This window comes from Streptomyces poonensis (genome assembly GCF_014650915.1).
GTDB lineage: Bacteria > Actinomycetota > Actinomycetes > Streptomycetales > Streptomycetaceae > Streptomyces > Streptomyces poonensis.
This window is the reverse complement of record NZ_BMVW01000004.1, coordinates 228,953-244,292: the sequence shown is the minus strand read 5'-3', so window position 1 is coordinate 244,292 and position 15,340 is coordinate 228,953. Positions and strand designations below refer to the sequence as shown.

Annotated in this window: 13 protein-coding genes; 4 read left to right on the top strand and 9 right to left on the bottom strand. The window is 73.4% G+C overall.

The window, feature by feature from the left end:
- Positions 1-7: 7 nt before the first annotated feature.
- A complete protein-coding gene (locus IE242_RS13910) occupies positions 8-1,474 on the bottom strand; it encodes an aminotransferase-like domain-containing protein (RefSeq protein WP_189858902.1) in 1,467 nt (488 codons plus the stop codon).
- Between IE242_RS13910 and IE242_RS13905 the strand changes: the two genes are divergently transcribed.
- Together IE242_RS13905 and IE242_RS13900 are read left to right on the top strand one after the other, a co-directional pair.
- Positions 1,473-2,450 (top strand): DMT family transporter, encoded by a 978-nt coding sequence (locus tag IE242_RS13905; protein WP_189858901.1) that lies wholly within the window; start codon positions 1,473-1,475, stop codon positions 2,448-2,450. The genes IE242_RS13910 and IE242_RS13905 overlap by 2 nt on opposite strands.
- A gap of 161 nt (positions 2,451-2,611) precedes the next feature.
- Positions 2,612-2,809, top strand: a complete 198-nt coding sequence (locus IE242_RS13900) for a DUF1918 domain-containing protein (protein WP_189858899.1) — start codon at positions 2,612-2,614, stop codon at positions 2,807-2,809.
- A 52-nt stretch (positions 2,810-2,861) separates the two neighbouring features.
- Here the strand turns inward: IE242_RS13900 and IE242_RS13895 are convergent, their stop codons facing one another.
- The gene (locus tag IE242_RS13895) at positions 2,862-4,112 is read right to left on the bottom strand and encodes a glycoside hydrolase family 10-like protein (RefSeq protein ID WP_189859263.1); all 1,251 of its coding nucleotides are present in this window, start codon (positions 4,110-4,112) and stop codon (positions 2,862-2,864) included.
- A 189-nt stretch (positions 4,113-4,301) separates the two neighbouring features.
- On the opposite strand from IE242_RS13895, the gene IE242_RS13890 reads away from it, so the two are divergent.
- Both IE242_RS13890 and IE242_RS13885 read left to right on the top strand, forming a co-directional pair.
- Complete coding sequence (locus IE242_RS13890) at positions 4,302-5,162, top strand: 3-hydroxybutyryl-CoA dehydrogenase (protein WP_189858897.1); 861 nt, start codon at positions 4,302-4,304, stop codon at positions 5,160-5,162.
- 188 nt (positions 5,163-5,350) lie between these two features.
- Entirely contained in the window at positions 5,351-5,608 is a 258-nt protein-coding gene (locus IE242_RS13885; RefSeq protein ID WP_189858895.1) for a hypothetical protein, read from the top strand.
- Between the two features lie 20 nt (positions 5,609-5,628).
- On the opposite strand, the gene IE242_RS13880 is transcribed toward IE242_RS13885, so the two are convergent.
- The 7 genes from IE242_RS13880 to IE242_RS13850 all read right to left on the bottom strand — a co-directional run bounded on the left by IE242_RS13880 (position 5,629) and on the right by IE242_RS13850 (position 15,324).
- The gene (locus IE242_RS13880; RefSeq protein WP_189858893.1) at positions 5,629-6,174 is read right to left on the bottom strand and encodes an NUDIX domain-containing protein; all 546 of its coding nucleotides are present in this window, start codon (positions 6,172-6,174) and stop codon (positions 5,629-5,631) included.
- A gap of 161 nt (positions 6,175-6,335) precedes the next feature.
- Positions 6,336-7,676 (bottom strand): NsdA family TPR-like regulatory protein, encoded by a 1,341-nt coding sequence (locus tag IE242_RS13875; protein WP_189858891.1) that lies wholly within the window; start codon positions 7,674-7,676, stop codon positions 6,336-6,338.
- Between the two features lie 275 nt (positions 7,677-7,951).
- Complete coding sequence (locus tag IE242_RS13870) at positions 7,952-9,067, bottom strand: PP2C family protein-serine/threonine phosphatase (RefSeq protein ID WP_189858889.1); 1,116 nt, start codon at positions 9,065-9,067, stop codon at positions 7,952-7,954.
- A 257-nt stretch (positions 9,068-9,324) separates the two neighbouring features.
- Positions 9,325-11,835, bottom strand: a complete 2,511-nt coding sequence (gene pheT, locus IE242_RS13865) for a phenylalanine--tRNA ligase subunit beta (RefSeq protein WP_189858887.1) — start codon at positions 11,833-11,835, stop codon at positions 9,325-9,327.
- Positions 11,835-12,962: a phenylalanine--tRNA ligase subunit alpha gene (gene pheS, locus IE242_RS13860; RefSeq protein WP_189858885.1), complete on the bottom strand. Its 1,128-nt coding sequence runs from the start codon at positions 12,960-12,962 to the stop codon at positions 11,835-11,837. The genes pheT and pheS overlap by 1 nt, the downstream gene beginning before the upstream one ends.
- Positions 12,963-13,219: 257 nt before the next feature.
- Positions 13,220-14,362 (bottom strand): sensor histidine kinase, encoded by a 1,143-nt coding sequence (locus IE242_RS13855; RefSeq protein WP_189858884.1) that lies wholly within the window; start codon positions 14,360-14,362, stop codon positions 13,220-13,222.
- Between the two features lie 101 nt (positions 14,363-14,463).
- Positions 14,464-15,324 carry a TrmH family RNA methyltransferase gene (locus IE242_RS13850; RefSeq protein ID WP_189858882.1) on the bottom strand — a complete coding sequence of 287 codons (861 nt, stop codon included), beginning with the start codon at positions 15,322-15,324 and terminating at the stop codon, positions 14,464-14,466.
- Positions 15,325-15,340 lie beyond the last annotated feature (16 nt).

Here is a 15,340-nt window from a genome sequence, read left to right as displayed (position 1 = left end):
GAACGGGTTATCGCAGCACCTCGTCGCAGGCGGTACGCAGCCGCCGTACCCCTTCCGCGATCTCCTCGGTGCCCGCGACCGCCGCGAAGCTCAGCCGGAGGTGGGCGGCCGGGGGTTCGGCGCTGAAGTACGGGCGTCCGGGTGTGAGCGCGACGCCCGCGCGCAGGGCGGCCGTCGTCAGCGCGTGCTCTCCCCCGGAACCGAAGGCCCGCGAGGTGTCGCCGCCGCCGTCGGGCAGACGGAGCCACAGATGGTAGCCGCCCGCCGGGACATGCGGCAGGGCGAGTTCGGGCAGGGTGAGCCGCAGCGCGGCCGTCATGGCGTCGCGGCGGGCCCGCAGCTCCGCGGAGATCGCCCGCAGATGACGGGGCCAGGCGGGCGAGCCGACCAGTTCGAGCGTGGCCTCCTGCAGCGGCCGGGGCACGAAGAAGGTGTCGACGACCTGGATGGCGCGCAGCCGCTCCAGCACCGGGCCGCGCGCGGCCAGGGCGCTGACCCGGAAGCTCGGCGAGGTCGCCTTGGTCAGCGAGCAGACGTGGACGACGACGCCGTCGGGGTCGTCGGCGGCGAGCGGGCGCGGCAGCGGCCCCGCGTCCTCGTGCACCAGCCGCCGTACGAAGTCGTCCTCGACGACGAACGCGCCGGCCTCCCGCGCGATGCGCAGCACCTCACCGCGCCGCTCGGGGGCGAGCACGGCGCCGGTCGGGTTCTGGAACAGTGGCTGGCAGACGAACACCCGGGCGCCGCTGGCCCGGAAGGCGTCGGCGAGCAGCGCCGGCCGTACCCCGTCGGCGTCCACGGGGACCGGCACGGGGCGCAGTCCGGCCGCGCGGGCGATCGCGAGCATGCCGGGGTAGGTGGGCGACTCGACCAGGACGGGCGCGCCGGGCGGGGCGAGTGCGCGCAGGGCCGTGGTCAGCGCGGACTGGCCACCGGACGTGACCAGCACCTCGGCGGCCGTGACGGCGCCGCCGATGCTCCGCGCGAACCACTCCCGCAGCTCCGGCAGCCCCTCCATGGGCGGCCGCCCCCAGGCACCGGGGCGCCGCCCCGCCCGCGACAGCGCCGCCGCCATCGCCCGCTCCGGCTGCAGCGAGGGGTGCAGATAGCCGCCGTTGAACTCGATCACGCCGGGCGGCGGGGCGGCCAGCGAGACCAGCACCCCGCCCGCGTCCACCGAGCGCGGTACGAGATCGGCGGCGCCGTCCGCGCTGAGGGCGACCTCCTGCCAGGAGGTGTCCCCGGCGGCAGCGGCCGGGGTGCGGGGCCGCGCCCGGAACGCCCCGGCGCCGGGCCGGGTGACCACCAGCCCGTCGGCGGCCAGCTGCGCCAGCGCACGCGAGACGGTCACCGGGCTCACCCGGTACCGCTCGACAAGGACCCGGCTCGACGGCAGCTTCTCACCTGGCGAGTAGCGGTCCAGCTCCCGCCGCAGCCGGTCCGCCAGTTCCCCGACACTGCTACGCTCATGCATGAGAGCACAGAGTAGCGCTATCGCAGCACCCTCGATAGCAGTCAACACCGGCCGGGACGCGGGCCGGAATACGGACCGGGAGCGCCCCGGCCTCGGCACCGCGCAGGCCGCCCTGGGCGTCGTCGCCTTCTCGCTCACCTTCCCCGCCACCGCCTGGGGCCTGGAGGGCTTCGGGCCCTGGTCACTGGTGGCCGTGCGCAGCGTCCTCGCGGCCGTCGTCGCCGGCGGCTGTCTCCTGGCCGTGGGGGTGCCCCCGCACGAGCGAAGCCGAGGGTGGGGGAGGGTACGGCTTCCCGAGCGCCGGCACTGGGCGGGTCTCGCCGTGGTCGCCGCCGGGGTGGTCCTCGGCTTCCCGCTGCTCACCACCCTCGCGCTGCAGACGTCGACCACCGCCCACGCCGCCGTGGTCGTGGGCCTGCTCCCGCTGACCACCGCGGTCTGCTCGGCCCTGCGGATCGGCTCCCGCCCCTCGCGGACCTTCTGGGCGGCGGCCCTCGCGGGCGCGGGCGCCGTGGTCGCGTTCACCGTGGGGCAGAGCGGCGGCGCCCTGACGACGGCCGACCTGTATCTCTTCGGGGCCCTGCTGGTGTGCGCGGCGGGCTACACGGAGGGCGGCCGGCTGGCCCGGATCATGCCCGGCTGGCAGGTGATCGGCTGGGCGCTCGTCCTGTGCCTGCCGCTCACGCTGCCGGGCGCGCTGCTGGCCCTGTCCTACGAGCCGGTCCAGCTGACCGCGCACAGCGTGAGCGGGCTGCTGTGGGTCGCCGTGGGCTCCCAGTTCCTCGGCCTGGTCGTCTGGTACCGGGGCATGGCCGCGATCGGCATCCCGCGGGCCAGCCAGTTGCAGCTCGCGCAGCCCCTGCTCACACTGGTGTGGTCGGTACTGCTCCTCGGCGAGCGGCTCACCGTGGCCGCCCCGCTGACAGCCGCCGCCGTACTGGTCTGCATCGCGGTCACGCAACGGACGCGGAGCTGACCGCCGTGACTGCCCGCACCCGCCGGTTCCGGCACGTACCCGCCGGTTCCGGCACGTACCCGCCGGTTCCGGCGCGCTTCCGCCGGTTCCCCCCGGCGGCACCCGCCCTAGACTGACAGTCACGGACCGCCCACCCCGTGCAGAACGAGGAGGCCTTTCCGATGCACGCATCCGTAGGTGACACCCTGCTCGTGCACGGCCGGATCGTCGGGCAGCACGACAGGACCGCGGAGGTCGTCGAGGTACTGGGACCGGACGGCACCCCGCCGTACCGGGTCCGCTTCGAGGACGGCCACGAGACCCTGATGTCGCCGGGCCCCGACACGGTCGTCCAGCCCCGCGCGGAGCCGACGCTGTAGCGCCCCCGTCCCCGCCCCCGGCCCCGCCCCGGCCCCGCACTCCGCCTGCTCGTCAGGCGGGCGGGGCCACCCGTTCCCGGTAGTGGTCGGCGACCACCCGCTCCATCGCACCCGCCCCGTCCTCCGCGACCTCCTTGGCCGCGAAGAACACATGGCCGCGCACCTGCGGGTGGTCGCGGGCCAGGGTCAGGTGCCGGGAGAGTTCCGCCGGGTCCCGCCAGGCGGCCGGCTGGGCCGGGTCACCCGCCTTGTACAGCGCCTCGCCCACGTACAGCCGGGTCCCGCTGCCCTGGGCCACCTTCGCCCACCAGGGCAGCAGCTTCGCGTAGTCGGCGGCGGAGTTGCCGACCTCCCAGTAGAGCTGCGGGACGATGTAGTCGATCCAGTTCTCGCGGACCCAGGTGCGGGTGTCCGCGTACAGGTCGTCGTAGGTCTCCACGCCCGCGCGCGTGTCCGAGCCGAGCGGGTCCGTGGAGGCGTTCCGCCACACCCCGAAGGGGCTGATCCCGAACTGGGTGCCGGGCCGGATCCGCTTGATCTGGTCCGCCATCTCGCGCACCAGCCGGTCGGTGTTGCCGCGCCGCCAGGCGGCCCGGTCCGGGAAGTCCCCGCCGTGCTCCCGGTACGCCTCGTCGTCGTCGAAGGCCTGGCCCGCGACGGGGTACGGGTAGAAGTAGTCGTCGAAGTGCACGGCGTCGACGGGGTAGCGGCGCACCGCGTCGAGCATCGCCTTCTGCACGAAGGCGCGGACCTCGGGAAGGCCCGGGTTGTAGTACAGCTTGCCGCCGTAGGCGACCGCCCAGCCGGGGTTCCTGCGCACGGGGTGCGTGGCCGCCAGCCGCGCCGGGTCGGTGTGGCCGGCCACCCGGTACGGGTTGAACCAGGCGTGCAGCTGAAGCCCGCGCGCGTGGGCCTCCGCCACCGCCGTGCCCAGCGGGTCCCAGCCGGGGTTCTTGCCCTGGGTTCCGGTCAGGTAGGAGGACCAGGGCTCGTAGGGGGACGGCCAGAAGGCGTCGGCCGCGGGGCGCACCTGGAACATCACCGCGTTGAGCCGGCGCTCCACCGCGACGTCGAGGAGTTCCAGCAGCTCCGCGCGCTGCCTGCTCGCGGACAGCCCCGTACGGGAGGGCCAGTCCCGGTTGGCGACGGTCGCCACCCACATGCCGCGCATCTCCCCTTCGGCCGCCCGGCCCCGCCGGGACCCGGCCGCCGCCGCCCCGCTGTCCGCGGACGCGCCCCACGCGGCCGCGCCCGCCGTGACGAGGCCGCCGAGCACCGTACCGGCGAACAGCCGCCGCGACATCCGCCTCATGCCACACCTCCGCACCACTCCGTGTCCGCCCGGTGACGGCACGTGTTCGTGCCAGAGTGCCATGCGCCACCCCGAAAACCGCTGAGCGGCCGCCGCGGGTAACGTGCAGGTTCGGCGCAGGCCCGGACCACGGGGACATCCTGCGACAGCCCCGTAGTCCAGTGCAGCGAAAGGGACGATGTGACCGACATCGAACGCGTCGGAGTGGTCGGCTGCGGCCAGATGGGAGCGGGCATCGCCGAGGTGTGCGCGCGTGCCGGTCTGGATGTGAGGGTCGCCGAGACCACCGGCGAGGCCCTGGAGATCGGCCGTACCCGGCTGTTCACCTCCCTGTCCAAGGCGGCCGAGCGCGGCAAGATCACCGAGGAGGAGCGGGACGCCACCCAGGCCCGGCTGTCCTTCACCACCGACCTCGGCGAGTTCGCCGACCGTGACCTGGTGATCGAGGCCGTGGTCGAGAACGAGCAGGTGAAGACCGAGATCTTCCAGGTGCTCGACCAGGTGGTGACCCGCCCGGACGCCATCCTCGCCTCCAACACCTCCTCGATCCCCCTGGTCAAGCTGGCCGTCGCCACCTCCCGGCCCGACCAGGTCATCGGCATCCACTTCTTCAACCCGGCGCCCGTGCAGCAGCTGGTCGAGCTGATCCCGGCGCTCACCACCTCCGAGGGCACGCTCAGCCGGGCCCAGCTGTTCACCGAGAAGGTGCTCGGCAAGCACGCGATCCGCGCCCAGGACCGCTCCGGCTTCGTGGTCAACGCGCTGCTGATCCCGTACCTGCTCTCCGCGATCCGGATGTTCGAGTCGGGCATCGCCAGCCGCGAGGACATCGACAACGGCATGGAGCTGGGCTGCGCCCACCCGATGGGGCCGCTGAAGCTGTCCGACCTGATCGGCCTGGACACCGTGGCCTCGGTGGCGCACTCGATGTACGAGGAGTACAAGGAGCCGCTGTACGCCGCTCCCCCGCTGCTCCAGCGCATGGTGGACGCGGGCCGGCTCGGCCGGAAGACGGGGTCGGGGTTCTACACGTACCCCTGACCACGGCGCGTGGTCGTCCGTCCCTGTGGGCCCGGCACTCCCCCGAGTGCCGGGCCCACGGCATTCACACACCGTGTGCGCACCGGGCACGCATACACCCCGTACACACGCTCCCCACATGTCCACCAGGCGGGTTTCACTGTGAGTGCACATCGAACCGATGGCCGACTACAGAAAGGAGCTGGCACGTGGCCACCGACATCGAGCAGCCCGTGGTCCACGGTGAACTCGCGGAGTTACGCCGGCGCCTCGACGTGGGACACGCCCACGTCGAGGGAGGACTCACCCTGCTCAGTCACCGTGCCGAACAGAACGCCAAGGAGATCGACGAGCTGAACGCCCGGATCGCCGCTCTCGAGCACACCCGCTGGCCGCTGCCCACCGTGGCGGCGCTGGCGGCCGTGGGCGCGCTCGTCGTGGCGGTCTGGCAGGCTCTGGGCCGATGACCTGACCGGACGCCGCGGGATCAGGGCAAGGCGTCCTGCCCGAGCCTGAGATGGTGCAGGAGGAGCAGAGCGGCCGCCATGTTGGCGGCCGGAACCTCACCGCGGGCGACCATGTCGGGAACGAGTTTGAGGGGAACCCATTCCCGGCGGTCCGACTCGAAGTCGTCCACGGGGTGGCCGACATACTCTCCCTCGTCGGCCCAGTAGATGTGGTGCCGGGCGTCGGTGAGCCCGTTGGAGGGCTCGACGCTCATCAGGTGACGCAGGGGTCCCGGCCGCCAGCCGGTCTCCTCCTCCAGTTCGCGGGCGGCCGCCGCGGCGATGTCCTCGCCGTCCTCGACGACACCGGCGGGCAGCTCCCACCCCCAGCTGTCGGTGATGAAGCGGTGCCGCCACAGCAGCAGCACCTCGTTGGCCTCGTTGACGACGGTCGCCACGGCCACGGGGCGCAGCCGGATCAGGAAGTGGTCGAGGTGCCGTCCGTCCGGCAGCTCGACATCGGCGAGATTGACGCTGAACCAGCGATTCTCATACACAGTTTGTTCGTTCAGTTTCGTCCACTGCACGGTTCTGCCACCTTCCGACGGGTAAGCGGCAATATCGCAGCAGGAGTTCCCCAACAGCAGGCGCGCAGAAGTGGCACATGGGGGCCGCTCGCGTACGGCAGTGGGCGCGAAGTGGCATGTCCGGCGCCCGGCGGGCGCCGTCCGGACCGGGTACGGACCGTCTACAGGGGTACGCGCAGCGCCCCGTCGATGAGCTCGGCGGCCTCGGCCGTCCCCGCGCAACCGCTCCGCACCAGGTGCTCGCGCACCGCCCGCAGTCTGTCGCGCAGCCGCTGGGACTCCATCCCCCGGGCCTGCTCGGCCATCCGGACGGCGGCGACCACCGCCCTGTCGGCGTTGCCCTGCCGCAGCTCGATCTGGGTGAGCATGGCGAGCCGGTGGACTCGCCCCCGGTCGTGCGCCGGGGTGTGCACCGCGGCGTCGGCGTGCTCGGCCGCGGCCGCCAGGTCGCCGAGGCTCAGCAGGGCCTCCGCCACCTGTACGTTGACCAGGCCGGGCTGGACATAGCCGGTCTCGTCCGGCTCGTGACCGCGCCGGATGCGCTCGGCGGCCCGCTCGGCACGGCGGATGCAGGACAGCGCGCTCGTGCCGTCGCCCAGGTGCGCGTACGCCTTCGCCTGCATCGCGTACAGGTCCGAGGCGAGCGCCGGGGTGATGTGCCGGCCGGCGGCGCGCAGCGCGGCCTCGGCGAAGGCGACGGCCTGCCGGTAGTCCTTCATGTACAGCGACTGGTTGACGAGCAGCGCGATCACGTATGCCCCGAGCCCCCGGTCCCCGCTGGCCTTGGCGAGCCGCAGGGCCTGGTGGAAGTACCGCTGGGCGAGCCCGTGGGCGTCGGAGTCGTAGGCGCAGATGCCGGCGACGGCGACCAGCCCGCCGGTGGCCCGGTGGAGCTGGCGGCCGGTGGCGTCGGCGTAGCCGCCGCGCAGCAGCGGCGCCGCCTCGGCGTTGAGGAAGCCGACGATCCGCGCGCGGGTCGCCACGCCGCCCGCCTTGCGGTACAGCTGCTCGTAGTGGGCGCGGGCCGCGCGCAGCATTTCGATGTCGGCGGGGGTGACCTGGTGCCGGCCGCCGCGCGAGACGTCCGTGTCCTCGGGCGGGTTCTCCCACTCCCACACGGGCATCACCGCGGGAGTGCCGGTCACGGCCTGGGCGCCGAGGATGTGCGGGCGCTGCTGCTCGTCGGAGCGCCACAGGGCGGTGGCGCGCTCGACGAAACCGGAGAGCGAGGAGCCGTGCGGGGCGGCCGGTTCGCCGGGCACGCCGAGGCCGATGTCGTCGAGGGTGACGGTACGGTGCAGCCGGGCCGCGAGCACCTCGCAGATCAGGTCGGGCACCTGGCCGCGCGGGCGCTGGCCCTTAAGCCACCGCGCCACGGCGGTGTGCTCGTATCTGAGCGACAGACCGCGGGCGCGTCCCGCATGGTTGACATGGGCCGCGAGGCCCGCGTGGGAGATCCCTGCTTCGTCGAGGATGGCGTCGAGCAGAGTGTTGGGCAGCATGGGGCCCTCCCGTTACTCGGTGCGACCAGATTAATGCTTTTCCGGTCATTACCGCCGTCCTGTTCACACGGGGTGTGAACGGAGTGCCCGAATCCGGGTGGTGCGCGCACTGTCGCGCGGGTTTTCGGCCCGGTTGACTGAAATTCCCCGCAAGAGGCCGGCCGGGCCGCCGGCTCCCCCTCGTACAAGTGCGGCGGCCCGGTCGAGCGCCGTCCGCCCGGCCGCCTGCCCGGCAACTCCGCGGCGGGGTGGACGGCGCCGCCGTGCCGGCCGGGTCAGGTGACGCGATGGGCCACGGCCGGGCCGGACTGCCGGCCTCGGTGCCCGTCGTTGCCGACCACCATCAGGGTGACGTCGTCGGCGGGCCGCCCGCCGGTGTGCCGCAGCAGCTGGGTGAGCACGGCCCGCAGTACGGAGCAGGGGGTGAGGGGCCGGGTGCGCACGGCCTCGGCGAGCACGGCGGGCAGGGAGAAGAACCGGCCGTGCGCGTCCCGGGCGTCCTCGGCGCCGTCGGTGTGCAGGAACAGCGCCTCGCCGGGCAGCAGCGGACCGCAGTCGGTGGCCGGGAGCTCGGCGGGCAGCGGGAACGGCCCGAGCGGGGGCAGGGGGTCGCCGCCGCCGAAGGTGCGCACGGCGCCGTCCGCCGCGAGCAGATAGGGCCAGGGATGGCCGCAGTTCAGCGCGAGTACCTCGCCGTCGCGCCGGATCTCCAGCAGCAGCACGGTCACGAACTCCTCGGCGACCGTGCTGTCGGGATCCACCGCGTCCGGCGCGTGCGGACCCACGGCGGAGAACTCGGCCCTGGCCCGCTCGCGCAGATGACGGTCGAGGGCCCGGTCGAGCCGCCGGAGCACCCGGGCGAGCTCGTCCTCGTCGTGGACGGCCTCGCGGAAGCAGCCGAGCACGGCGGCGACGGTCCCCACGGCGGCGATCCCGTGGCCGCGCACATCACCCACCACCACCCGCACGCCCTGGTCGGTGGCGATCACCTCGTAGAGGTCCCCGCCGACCCCGGCGCCGCGGTCGGCGGACAGCTGGACGGCGGCGGTGGCCAGCCCGTCGATCCGGGCGGGCAGCGGCCGCAGCAGCGCCCTGTGCACGGCCCCGGCCGCCGCACGCGCCTGCCGCAGCTCCCTGAGCAGCGCCCACCTCACGTGCAGCATCAGACCGGTGCCGACGGCGAAGAACACGGCGCCGGTGACGATCCGCGCTCCCCATCCGTCCTGCTGCGCCAGCGGACAGACGAGTTTGTACGTGAGTGCCGTGGTGCCCCACGCCGTGGGCAGCCCCAGGGCGAGCGCCACGCGGACCGGACGCCGGTGGGCGGCACAGGGCGAGCGGTACGTCCGGGGCCTCGCCCTGCGCGGAGCTCCAGCCTTGAGACGGATCATGCCGATGGCCCCCCATGTAAGCCCTGACAGCGCGCAGACGGCCTTGAGAGGCCGGTCTGATTGTGCCGACCACATGCCCCGAAGAGACCGAATCGCCCTGACTTGTCACCCGAATGAGTGAGGTGACTGGTGAGGAACCAGAGGCGAGACGTCTCGCCCCGAAAGGGGCGCGGGGAACTGCGCGACCAGCCACGGACAGCCTCAGCTGCCGTAACCGGCCCGCAGTCCCCCGCGTAGTGCCAGGTGAACCGGCGGAGCTAGCCCCGCAGCACGGCGCCCGTCCGCTCGCCCGCCAGCGCGACGGCCGCGTCGCGGGCCGCGGAGGCCTCGTCGACGGTCAGCGTGCGGTCGGCGGCACGGAAGCGCAGCGCGTACGCGAGGGACTTCCGGCCCTCGCCGAGCTGCTCCGCGCTCTCGTAGACGTCGAACAGCCGGATGGACTCCAGCAGCTCTCCGGCGCCCTCGCGCAGCGCGGCCTCGACGTCCGTCTGCGGCACCGACGCGTCGACGACCAGGGCGACGTCCTGGGTGGCGACCGGGTAGGCGGAGATGCGCGGAGCCGGCGAGATCTCCTCGCCCGCCTGCTCCAGCGCGTCCAGGTCCAGCTCCATCGCGCTGGTGCGCGCGGGCAGGCCCAGGGTCTTGAGGACGCGCGGGTGCAGCTCGCCGGCGTGGCCCACGACCCGCTCGGCGCCGTCGACGACGACCACCAGCTCGGCGCACCGGCCGGGGTGCCACGGCCCGTACTGACCGTTCCGGACGATCAGCTCGGCACCCGCCTCACGGGCCACGGTCCGGGCGGCCTCGACCGCGTCGGCCCAGTCGGCCGGGCGGCCCTTGCCCCACCAGCCGGACTGCTCACGGGCGCCCGCGAGGACGACGGCCACATGACGCGGCTGCTCGGGCAGCGCGGCGGTCAGCTCCGCGATCTCCTCGTCGGTGGGGCGCCGGTCGACCGGGAGCCGGCGTGCGACGCGCTGCTCCTCGCCCGCAGGGTGGAAGACCAGACCCGTCTCGAACAGCGCCAGATCGTGGCTGCCCCGGCCGTCGTTGCGCCGCAGCGCGCCGAGCAGGCCCGGCAGCAGCGTCGTACGGAGCGCGGGCTCCTCGTCGCTGAGCGGGTTGACCAGCTTCACGACGCGGCGGGCCGGGTCGTCGGCCTCCAGTCCGAGCTGGTCGAAGACCTGCTCGCCGATGAACGGGTAGTTCAGGGCCTCGACGTACCCGGCGCCGGCGAGGGCGCGGCCGACCCGGCGGTGCAGCCGCTGCCGGCGGGTCAGGCCGCGGCCGGCGGGGGGCTTGGGCAGCGTGGAGGGCAGGTTCTCGTAGCCCTCCAGGCGGATGACCTCCTCCGCCAGGTCGTTCGGGTCGGTCAGGTCGGGCCGCCAGGACGGCACGGTGACGATCAGCTCGTCCTGCCCGTACACGTCGCAGCCGATCTCCTGGAGCCGGCGGACGACGGTCTCGCGGCCGTACGCGACACCCGCGACCTTGTCCGGGTGGTCCGCGGGGATCGTGATGGTGTGCGGCGCGGAGGGCGCGATGACCTCGGTGACACCGGCGTCGGCGGTGCCGCCCGCGAGCAGCACCAGCAGGTCGACGGTGCGCTGCGCGGCGGCGGCCGCGGCCTGCGGGTCGACACCGCGCTCGAAGCGGCGGGACGCCTCCGAGGACAGCTTGTGGCGGCGGGCCGTACGCGCGATGGAGACCGCGTCGAAGTGCGCGGCCTCGATCACCACATCGATGGTGGGAGCGGCCGTGTCGTCGGCGATCTCGGTGTTGGCGCCGCCCATCACGCCCGCGAGGCCGATGGGGCCGCGCTCGTCGGTGATCACCAGGTCCTCGGCGTCCAGCGTGCGCGTGACGCCGTCGAGGGTGGTGAGCTTCTCGCCCTGCTCGGCACGGCGGACCCCGATGGGGCCCTGCACCAGGCTGCGGTCGTACGCGTGCAGCGGCTGGCCGAGCTCCATCATCACGTAGTTGGTGACGTCGACGGCGAGCGAGATCGGGCGCATGCCGACCTTCTGGAGCCGGCGCTGCAGCCAGATCGGGGAGCGGGCCTCCGGCTCCAGGCCGCTGACCGTACGGGCGGTGAAGCGGTCGCAGCCGATCGGGTCCGAGATCTGCACCGGGTAGCCGAAGGCGTTCGGGCCCGGGACGTCGAGCAGCGCCGGGTCGCGCAGCGGCAGACCGTAGGCGGTGGCGGTCTCGCGGGCGACACCGCGCATCGACAGGGCGTAGCCCCGGTCCGGGGTGACGGCGATGTCGAGGACCTCGTCGACCAGCTCCAGCAGCTCGATGGCGTCGCGGCCGACCTCGGTCTCGGGCGGCAGGACGATGATGCCCTTGGTGCCGTCGTCGCCCATGCCCAGCTCGTCGCTGGAGCAGATCATGCCGTGCGAGGTCTTGCCGTACGTCTTGCGCGCGGCGATCGCGAAGTCACCGGGGAGCACGGCGCCCGGGAGGACCACGACGACCTTGTCGCCGACGGCGAAGTTGCGGGCGCCGCAGACGATCTCCTGGGGCTCACCGGTGCCGTTGGCGGTGCCGACGTCGACGGTGCAGAAGCGGATCGGCTTCTTGAAGCCCTCCAGCTCCTCGATGGTCAGCACCTGGCCGACGACCAGGGGGCCCTTGAGGCCGTCGCCGAGCTGCTCGACGGTCTCGACCTCGAGGCCCGCCGAAATGAGCTTGGCCTGCACGTCACGGCCGGTCTCGGTGGCCGGCAGGTCGACGTACTCCCGCAGCCAAGAAAGCGGGACCCGCATCAGATCTCCATCCCGAACGGCCGGGTGAACCGGACGTCACCCTCGACCATGTCTCGCATGTCCTCGACGTTGTGGCGGAACATCAGCATCCGCTCGATGCCGAACCCGAAGGCGAAGCCGCTGTACTTCTCGGGGTCGACGCCGCAGGCGACGAGCACCCGCGGGTTGACCATGCCGCAGCCGCCGAGCTCGATCCAGCCCTCGCTGGAGCAGGTGCGGCAGGGCCGGTCGGGGTTGCCGACGGACGCGCCCTTGCAGACGTAGCAGAGCATGTCCATCTCGGCGGACGGCTCGGTGAACGGGAAGAAGTTCGGCCGCAGCCGGGTCTTCATGTCCGTGCCGAACAACGACTGGACCATGTGGTCCAGCGTGCCCTTGAGGTCGGCCATGGTCAGGCCCTCGTCGACGGCGAGCAGTTCGATCTGGTGGAAGACCGGCGTGTGCGTGGCGTCGAGCTCGTCGGTGCGGTAGACGCGGCCCGGGCACACCACGTACACGGGCGGCTCGCGGTCGAGCAGGGCACGGGCCTGCACCGGGGAGGTGTGCGTACGCAGCACGACACCGGACTCGTCACCGTCGGTGCCCTCGGCGCCCTTGACGAAGAAGGTGTCCTGCATCTGCCGGGCCGGGTGGTCCGGGAGGAAGTTCAGGGCGTCGAAGTTGAACCACTCCGCCTCGGCCTCGGGGCCCTCGGCGATCTCGTAGCCCATGGACACGAAGACGTCCGCGACCCGCTCCATCATGGTGGTCAGCGGGTGCCGGGCGCCCGCGGGCACGCGGTCGTACGGCAGCGTGACGTCCACGGCCTCCTCGACCAGTACGCGCGCGTCGCGCTCCGCCTCGAGCTCGGCCTGGCGCGCGGCGAGGGCCTTGTTCACCGCGCCACGGGCCATGCCGACCCGCTTGCCGGCCTCGGCCTTGGCCTGCGGGGGCAGCGCGCCGATCTCGCGGTTGGCCAGCGCCAGCGGCGAGGTACCGCCGGTGTGGGCGACCTTCGCCTCCTGGAGCGCGTCGAGGGAGTCCGCGGCGGCGAAGGCGGCGAGCGCCTCGTCCCGCATGCGCTCGATCTCTTCCGGTTTCAACGCCTCGACCTCGACAGGGTCGTACGACTTATTGGGTGCCGACATCTCTTCCCGTGCTTCCGGTTGGCTGGCTGAAGGTCCCGTCGCGACTCGTGGGCGCGGCCTCGCGCTGACGACCGTCTTCGACTGCTGGACGCAAAGGTGCCAAAGGCCGAGTCTAACGGGGTGGGAGCGGCTCCCCGGACGGGCGCCCCCGCCCGCGGGACCGGACGGCTCGGGCGCCGGGCCGGGGCGGACGTGCGGGGGGCACTCGTGTGGGGGTGCTCACATGGGGAGCGGAGAAGCCCGTGGCCCCGCCGGCGTCACAGATACGCCGGGGCGCTCACGGGCAGGGTAAATCGGAACTCGGCGCCGCCGCTCGGGGCGCGGCCGACCGTGATGGTGCCGCCGTGGGCCTCGACGATGCCCTTGACGATGTACAGCCCGAGGCCCGTGCCGCCGCGCTTGCTGCCCCGCCAGAAGCGGGTGAAGACGCGGTTCATGGACTCCTCCGGGATGCCGGGCCCCTCGTCGCTCACCGTGACCGACGTAGCTGTGTTTCCGACGTACTCGCCTTCGCGCGGGGACGCCGTGGGCGTGATGTCGATCGTGACAGTTCCCTCGCCGTGGCGCACGGCATTTTCCAGCAGGTTGCTGAGCACCTGGTCCACCTTGTCCGGGTCGGCCCACAGGGCGGGCAGGGGCTGCTCGACCCGGAGCAGGAACCGGTCGGCGGGCTGGCCGGCGGCGACGTACGCCTGGATGTGGCGGCCGACGGCGGCGCCGATGTCGACGGGCTGGCGGCGCACCTCCAGCCGTCCCGAGTCGATGCGGGAGATGTCGAGCAGCTCGGCGATGAGCCGGGTGACGCGGTTGGCGTCGGCGTCGACGGTCTCCAGCATCAGCTTCTTCTGGTCGTCCGTGAACCGCTCCCACTTGGCGAGCAGGGTGGCGGTGAAGCCCTTGACGGAGGTGAGCGGCGAGCGCAGCTCGTGGGCGACCGTGGCGATCAGCTCGGCGTGGCTGCGCTCGGTGCGGCGGCGGGCCTCGGTGTCGCGGAGGGAGACGACGACCCGGCGGACGGGGCCGGTCGGCCGGGCGCGCACATAGCGCGCCGAGACGAGCACCTCGCGCCCGCCGGGCAGCAGCAGGTTCCGCTCGGGCTGTCCGACGCGGATGGCGAGGCCGCCGTACGGATCGGTGAGCTGCCACCAGCGGCGGCCCTCCAGGTCCTCCAGCGGCAGTGCCTGCTCCAGCCGCCGCCCGAGGGCGTCGGCGGCGGGGACGGCGGTGATGCGTTCGGCGGCGGCGTTGAAGCAGACGACGCGGCCGTGCTCGTCGGCGACGACGAGACCGTCCGGGAGGTCGTCGGGGACGATGCCGTGGCCGGCGAGGTCACCGTGCCGGGCCGTGGTCCCGGCGTGCACGTCCTGCGCACCCGGTGCTCTGCTGGTGCCGACGCTCATGCCCGTGTCCCCACCTCTCCTCCGGCCTCCGGGGCACCTCCCTGCTCGCCCGCCCGTACGAGGCCGAGAGCCTGGGGAGATTCCCCGGGCCCGTCACCCTACTAGCCACCGGCGACGGAACGGCACCCTCCGGAACCGCGCTGCGCACGGGCCGACGCGTAGAGACATACGGCGGCGGCGGTCGCGAGGTTCAGGCTCTCCGCCTTCCCGTGCAGCGGCACGCGCACGACGGCGTCGGCCAGCGCCCGGGTCTCCTCGGGCAGCCCCCACGCCTCGTTGCCGAACACCCAGGCGGTCGGCCCGCCCATGGTGCCCTTGTCCAGTTCCTCGTCGAGGTCGTGCACCCCCGCACCGTCGGCGGCGAGGACCCGTACACCGGCGTCCCGCAGCCCCGCCACGGCCTGCTCGACGGGCACCCCGACGGCGACGGGCAGATGGAAGAGGGAGCCCACGGAGGCCCGTACGGCCTTGGGGTTGTAGAGGTCGACGGAGGCGTCGGTGAGGATCACGGCCTCTGCCCCGGCGGCGTCGGCGCAGCGCAGCACGGTGCCGGCGTTGCCGGGGTCCCGTACGTGGGCGAGGACGGCGACCAGCTTGGGCCGTGCCGCGAGGATCTCCTCGAAGGGCGTGTCCAGGAACCGGCAGACGCCAACCAGCCCCTGCGGGGTCACGGTGGTGGAGATGTCCGCGATCACTTCCTCGGCCGCGAGGTGCACCCGGGCTCCGGCGGCACGGGCCTCACCGACGATGTCGGCGTACCGCTCCGCGGCCTCCACGGTGGCGAACAGTTCGACGAGGCCGGCCGCGCCGTCCACCCGGTGCGCCGCCGCCTCACGGACGGCCTGCGGTCCCTCGGCCAGGAACAGCCGCTCCTTGCCCCGGAAGTTCCGCTTGGCCAGCCGCCGCGCGGCCAGGACACGGGGAGAGCGGGGGGAGATCAGCTCGGGGGTGGCGGGGGGCATGCGGTTCACCTTGGGG

What these genes read in the sequence shown, in the direction of transcription:
- IE242_RS13905 (WP_189858901.1), top strand. Translation starts at nt 1,473, where the DNA reads ATGAGAGCACAGAGTAGCGCTATCGCAGCACCCTCGATAGCAGTCAAC.
- IE242_RS13910 (WP_189858902.1), bottom strand. Translation starts at nt 1,474, where the DNA reads ATGCATGAGCGTAGCAGTGTCGGGGAACTGGCGGACCGGCTGCGGCGG.
- IE242_RS13900 (WP_189858899.1), top strand. Translation starts at nt 2,612, where the DNA reads ATGCACGCATCCGTAGGTGACACCCTGCTCGTGCACGGCCGGATCGTC.
- IE242_RS13895 (WP_189859263.1), bottom strand. Translation starts at nt 4,112, where the DNA reads ATGTCGCGGCGGCTGTTCGCCGGTACGGTGCTCGGCGGCCTCGTCACG.
- IE242_RS13875 (WP_189858891.1), bottom strand. Translation starts at nt 7,676, where the DNA reads ATGCTGCCCAACACTCTGCTCGACGCCATCCTCGACGAAGCAGGGATC.
- IE242_RS13870 (WP_189858889.1), bottom strand. Translation starts at nt 9,067, where the DNA reads ATGATCCGTCTCAAGGCTGGAGCTCCGCGCAGGGCGAGGCCCCGGACG.
- pheT (WP_189858887.1), bottom strand. Translation starts at nt 11,835, where the DNA reads ATGCGGGTCCCGCTTTCTTGGCTGCGGGAGTACGTCGACCTGCCGGCC.
- pheS (WP_189858885.1), bottom strand. Translation starts at nt 12,962, where the DNA reads ATGTCGGCACCCAATAAGTCGTACGACCCTGTCGAGGTCGAGGCGTTG.
- IE242_RS13855 (WP_189858884.1), bottom strand. Translation starts at nt 14,362, where the DNA reads ATGAGCGTCGGCACCAGCAGAGCACCGGGTGCGCAGGACGTGCACGCC.
- IE242_RS13850 (WP_189858882.1), bottom strand. Translation starts at nt 15,324, where the DNA reads ATGCCCCCCGCCACCCCCGAGCTGATCTCCCCCCGCTCTCCCCGTGTC.